Below are 5,961 nucleotides of genomic sequence, written 5' to 3' on the forward strand. Positions count from 1 at the left end.
TCTTAACTTCTACATCATTTAGTATTTGTAGCAACTTATTTTTGAATTAATGCTTAATTTAATTATTCATAAGTAAATCCTGCTTGACCTTCCTTAACTTCCACATCATTTAGTATTTGTAGCAACTTATTTTTGAATTTTTGATAACTTTCAACTTCATTATTGTACCACCATTCGTACTTTTTTTTCATATTTATAGCTGCATCACGAGTGCTAGCTATTAGCGATCGCTTATGACTAGCGTGAAAATCTTGAATAACAACTCTATCGACAAAATTTAACTGTCTAATAAAACCATCTTGTTCTTCTGGTAAAGTCGGCAATAAAGGAGTAATAGTAATAGAAAGTTTAGGCAAATAACCCGTTAAATCATTAATTTTAGCTTTGATTTTTTTCATAGCATTAAGTCTAGCTCTAATACTAGGTGTTTGAGGTTCAAAATCCTTTCTTACCACCTCACTACCCGTCGGAATACTCATATTAATTCGGAGATTTTTAAACCGTTGTAAAATATCAATATCTCTCGTTATCATCGGACTACGAGTTTGAATAACTAAAATTGGTCGATATTCCAACATTACTTCTAATAATCTCCGAGTTAATTGAGTTTTAGACTCTATCGGTTGATAAGGATCTGTCACGCTACTCATATAAATACTAGGTGATTTATCAGAATTTTTCTTTTGCCATCTCATCAACTCTTTCTCTAAAACTTCCGCTGCATTTTCCTTAATCAAAACCCATTTTCCCCACTCATTTCGCATTTTTTCATTAGGACTAAAAGCAGCAGCATAACAATAGGTACAACCATATTGACAACCCCGATAAGGATTCAAAGTAAAGTCATAAGCTTTAATAAAACCAGTAGCTTTATTTAATATTGATTTGGCATTTTGTCCGTAAACATCAGCACTACCAAATTTTTCACTAACCACTAACAATTGATTAGTATCTACTGTATACTTTTCGTCTTCAAATTGCATTTTAATATTCTCAATCAACTGACAAATTAATCAAGGTTTTTTACATCAGAAACTAAAAGAGGATTTAGGTGAATAAAACATCCAGTTACACCGCTTATTATAAATATTTGCTATAACAATCCTATTTTATTTGTGCATAAAAATATTACCGCTTTTAGGGAACAGGCAGGTGGGAGTTTCAACTTTTTTATCTACTTTTTGATTACCCGCAACCTACTTAGGATTGCTATACATATAGCGTTTCCCAAGCTCTCTGAGGTACAGTTGTTTTTCTTCTTTATCTATTCCTACAAAATCAGAATTACTACTCCCTATTCCCTATTCCCTGTTCCCTAAAACCAAAGAATTTTGTACCTCACGCTTTTTGGGAATTGCTGTATTAAGAATAATTATTATAAAGTCAGCTATTAGCGATTAATTCATTGCCCGATCAGCAAAAATTAGTATTGATAGATTTAAAGGGAATTAAAAGTATTGAAAAAACTGAAAAATGATAATTAATAGATAGAAATATCTACCCTTCTTTCCTACTTTAGTCTTGTTTACCTGATGTTTGTTATTTGTAAAAATATTTGGTAAAATTGAGATAAAATAATTTGATAAATAATCAGGGTAGTTAAAAAAGTTTAATAGAATTTCCCTTTAATCAAAAAAGGATATTCAAGCCAATAAACGATATTTAAACTAAATATTTATAACTCCTGACTTTTGTCTCCTGACTCAAGAGTGGTAACCTAAATATTTGTAGCAAAAATTTATCAAAATTGTATCAAATATAAATTATTTTTTGTCAAAGGTAGTAAGATGGTGTAAGCTGAAGAAGTTCAGTTAGTTATCTATCAGATTTTACCTGAAATATTATTAACCATTAAAATTTGCTCGCTCAAAGGTGATTATTAAATTTGTTTATTCATCAAGGGTAAGGATGTAAATATTATGTTGACAAGTGTAGAGCGTCTTTTATTTATTAGAGCTGTGCCAATTTTTAGAGAATTAAGAGATGATTTTCTAGTGCGTTTAGCTTCTGTGATGGACGAATTATCTTTTCCTACTAATCATACTATTTTCACTGAAGGGAAAGAGGGAAGATCTCTTTATATCGTAGTATCTGGTAGAGTTAAAGTTCATTTAGAAGAACGTGAATTAGCAAGGTTGCAACAAGGAGCTTGTTTTGGTGAAATGTCTTTGTTTGATGCTGAACCTCGTTCTGCTTCTGTCACTACTTTAGAAAATTGTGAGTGTTTGATGTTAACTCAAATGCAACTTTATGATGCAATTGATGAAACGCCAGAAATTGCAATTAATATTATTCGTCTATTGTCTCGTCGTATTCGTGAATTTAATCAAAAACTTAATGCTAGAGAAAGTAGTATTTCTTCCGATAATAGTAGAATACCTGAACTCCGTTAGAAATATGCGAAAATATTAGGAAATTGGTTTTGCATGAGACAGAACCAATATTGCTTAATATTATGAAAATTCACTTTTAAAGATGTCATTTCAGTTATCAGTTATCAGTATCTCCTATTGAAGCATTAGGATTGAAATACTAGGTGCGAATATTTTTTTCATCCCCTTTATTGAGGAGATTTGAAACCTAATTTTTTGCTCGAAAAACAAAAAAGTTTTAACTATCATAAATCTTAATGTATCACTTTTAACTTTTAACTTCGCTGAAACGGTACTAGCTAGGGTTTGCCGATTAAATATCAAATCCTTTTCAGGTAAAAAATTAAGCCTTTTTAGGTCTTGAAAAAATCCCAGTTTTTAGGTCTTTATAGGTTCAAAAATGAGCGTATTTTGGGCAGAGACTTAGACAGAAAAATTGAGGAACAATTCTTACTCCTACCTTCTCGCTCATTCCCATTTATCCTGACTCCTGACTACCCCTACCACAAGACTTTTTCAGCAAACCCTAGCTAGAATATTAACTCAAAAAAAATTCACTATAGTAGACGAAAAATAAATGGATATCGGTAAGGTTGATTTGGATTACTCATTACATTGAGAATAGCAATAATTGGCATGACAAAATTAACAATTGCTAACAAAACTAATAAAGGAAAGCCAATTAACAGCCAGGTTAATATACCAAATATAATACCGTAAATATAAATGTTAATATGAAAGTTGAGAGATTCTTTTGCGTTATCCTTAACAACAGAATCATCAATTATAAATAACATAGCTATTGGTATACCTACAGAGAGAATAGTTACGCTAAAGAAAATCGCTCCATGACATAAAGCTGAGAGAATTTTTCTTTTGTCAGTATCCATTAAATGTTCCTCCTGATTAAAATTAGATATCTGTATTTCCTACCTATACGATAATAAGTATAGCTGATTAATTTAATAATTTCAGAAATTGAGTTATTTATGAAGTATAATTATCGCTCTGTTATTGGGTTTGTATTTTCCCTCATAAGAATTTGAATATTTAATTCAGTCTCTTCACTCAGACTAATATTATTTGTCATAAATTACATTGAGTAGAATCCAAACTAAAAAAAATTGTAGCTATAGTAGATGAAAAATAAATGGATAACGGTAAGGTTGGTTGGGATTATTCTTAACATTAATAATGGCAATTATTGCCATCACAACAGCAAAAATTGCTAACAAAACTAATAAAGGAATTCCGAAAGGAAACAAGACAAATGAAATAATTCCGTTGAAAGGAAATCTCCAACCAAACCATATTAATATACCAAATACTAAAGCATAAATATAAATGTTAATATGAAAGTTGATAGATTCTTTAGCGTTATCCTTAACAATGGAATCATCAGTTAGAAGTATAATAACTATTGGTATGACTATAGATACGATATTAGTTACACTAAAAAAAATCGCTCCATGACATAAAGCTGAGAGAATTTTTCTTCGTTCACTATCCATTAAATAAATGTTCCTCCTAATTTAAACTAGATATATGTATTTCTTAGTAAGCATTCAGCTATCAGCTATCAGCTTCATTACCTTTAGTTAACAACTCAAGCTTATCGTTTTTGTGCTTCAATTCTCTGGTTAAAGATTTAGTATAACTTAAACTAATGCTTGCTTCATTCATTTTTATTTTTATTGTTGATAGCTAACTGCTAATAGCTGTTTGCGCAGCATTCCGCAGGAAATGCTTACAAAATATAGGTTAATAATTAAGTGGTTCTGAAATTCAGTTATTTAAGTCTAACTCCCCACCCTCCCCACACTTCCCACACTTCCCACACTTCCCACACTTCCCACACTTCCCACCCTCCCCATACTTTTCACTGCTGAAAGGGAATTTCAATAATAAATTTAGTTCCTTGTCCTACTGTAGAAGTACAATCTAATCTACCTTGATGTTTTTCAACAATAATTTGATAACTAATAGATAACCCTAAACCAGTACCACTACCTATAGGTTTAGTAGTAAAAAATGGGTCAAATATTTTGTTACGAACTGTTTCTGTCATACCCATACCATTATCAGAAATTATAATTCTAACTGCTTGAGATGATATAACTTTTGTATTAATTATAATAGTAGGTAAACTTTCTGGAATATCTGAATTTTGATTCATCCCACTGGGATTAAATTTTTGACTTCGTTTTTCTGCTAAAGCGTCAATAGCATTAGAAATAATGTTCATAAATACTTGATTTATCTGACTAACGTAACATTTTACGTTGGGTAAGTAGTCATAATTTTTAATAATTTGAATTGCTTTTTCTTGTGGTTTATATCTGAGTTTATTTTGTAAAATGAGGAGAGTGCTTTCTATTCCTTCGTGAATATCTACAGATTTTACTTCAGATTCATCCAAGCGAGAGAAGTTTCGTAAAGATAAAACTATATCAGCAATGCGGTTAGATCCTACCTTGATAGAATTTAAAATTTTTGGTAAATCTTCAATCAAAAAATCTAATTCTATAGCTTCTATTTCCTCTTGAATAACTGTAGGTGGAGCGGGATAATTTTCCTGATAAAGATGAATTAAACTGAGTAAATCTTGGGTATACTTACTAACATGAACAATATTACCAGAAATAAAGTTAATTGGATTATTAATTTCATGGGCAATACCAGCAACCATTTGCCCTAAAGAAGACATTTTTTCAGTTTGAACAAGTTGTGCTTGAGCTTGTTGGAGTTTCTTCAAAGCTTCAGATAATTTCTGAGCTTGTGCTTTAGCTTGAAAGGCAACTTCACGACTTTGATTATATAGTTCTGCCTGATCAATAGCGATCGCTAATTGATCTGTTACCCCTTTTAAAAGTTTTACTTCACTATCATCCCAGTTATGAATAAAGGTATGATGGGCACAAACTAAAACTCCTATTTTGCCGGACTGAGTTTTAATTGGTATAGACACAAAAGAAATTATACCTAAAGCAAGTATAAAATGTCGCATTTTTCTGTCATTAACAAGACTAATATTATCAACCCTAACAATTTCTAATTGTAAGAATCTTAAAGCCCAAGTTCCTACCTGTTCGATTGTATATTTACCAAGTAAGCTAGGGAAATTTTCTGCTTTTGACTCATTGACAACTTCCCAACTGTCTAGAAAATTATTATTAGTTTTGTCTACATTCGTACTACTATCAAAACGATGCCAAATAAAATGACAACGATCTATTTTTAAGATAGTACGAACTTGATGGACTGTAGTATCTAAAATTGTATCAATATCGAGAGAATTACGAATTTGATTTGCCAAATGATTAAGCAGTTCTTCATGGCGAGCAATTTGTCTAAATTTAGTCTCTGATTCTTGAAGTTTTTGTTGAGCTTGCTTACTTTCTGTAATATCTAAACCTAAAGACATTAAACCAATAACTTCATTATCATCATCTTGAATTTTGACTTTAATTACCTCTAGATTATGCTCTTTACCATCAATAAATTTAAAAGTTTCTTCGGAGTGGCATGGTAAATTATTTTCCCAGCAATTCTTATCAAATTGATGAAGATTTTCTGCTTCTTTTTTAGG

At 30.9% G+C, this 5,961-nt stretch carries 5 protein-coding genes; 1 reads left to right on the forward strand and 4 read right to left on the reverse strand.

What is annotated here, in order from left to right; genetic code table 11:
- Window positions 1-62 precede the first annotated feature (62 nt).
- Window positions 63-983, reverse strand: coding sequence for an SPL family radical SAM protein (locus F6K40_RS38155; RefSeq protein ID WP_293144889.1), 921 nt, complete (start codon window positions 981-983; stop codon window positions 63-65).
- A 936-nt stretch (window positions 984-1,919) separates the two neighbouring features.
- Here F6K40_RS38155 and F6K40_RS38160 point away from each other — a divergent pair.
- Complete coding sequence (locus tag F6K40_RS38160) at window positions 1,920-2,393, forward strand: Crp/Fnr family transcriptional regulator (protein WP_293144891.1); 474 nt, start codon at window positions 1,920-1,922, stop codon at window positions 2,391-2,393.
- Between the two features lie 536 nt (window positions 2,394-2,929).
- On the opposite strand, the gene F6K40_RS38165 is transcribed toward F6K40_RS38160, so the two are convergent.
- From F6K40_RS38165 to F6K40_RS38175, 3 genes are all read right to left on the reverse strand, one after another.
- A complete protein-coding gene (locus F6K40_RS38165; RefSeq protein ID WP_293144894.1) occupies window positions 2,930-3,262 on the reverse strand; it encodes a DUF4870 domain-containing protein in 333 nt (110 codons plus the stop codon).
- Window positions 3,263-3,502: 240 nt separating this feature from the next.
- Window positions 3,503-3,883 carry a DUF4870 domain-containing protein gene (locus F6K40_RS38170; RefSeq protein ID WP_293144897.1) on the reverse strand — a complete coding sequence of 127 codons (381 nt, stop codon included), beginning with the start codon at window positions 3,881-3,883 and terminating at the stop codon, window positions 3,503-3,505.
- 368 nt (window positions 3,884-4,251) lie between these two features.
- The coding region (locus tag F6K40_RS38175) for a PAS domain-containing sensor histidine kinase (RefSeq protein ID WP_293144900.1) at window positions 4,252-5,961 on the reverse strand (1,710 nt) is incomplete at its 5' end.

Source organism: Okeania sp. SIO3I5 (genome assembly GCF_010672085.1).
Taxonomy (GTDB): domain Bacteria; phylum Cyanobacteriota; class Cyanobacteriia; order Cyanobacteriales; family Microcoleaceae; genus Trichodesmium.

Coding starts and splice junctions, on each gene's coding strand:
- F6K40_RS38160 (WP_293144891.1), top strand. CDS start 1,920: ATGTTGACAAGTGTAGAGCGTCTTTTATTTATTAGAGCTGTGCCAATT.
- F6K40_RS38155 (WP_293144889.1), bottom strand. CDS start 983: ATGCAATTTGAAGACGAAAAGTATACAGTAGATACTAATCAATTGTTA.
- F6K40_RS38170 (WP_293144897.1), bottom strand. CDS start 3,883: ATGGATAGTGAACGAAGAAAAATTCTCTCAGCTTTATGTCATGGAGCG.
- F6K40_RS38165 (WP_293144894.1), bottom strand. CDS start 3,262: ATGGATACTGACAAAAGAAAAATTCTCTCAGCTTTATGTCATGGAGCG.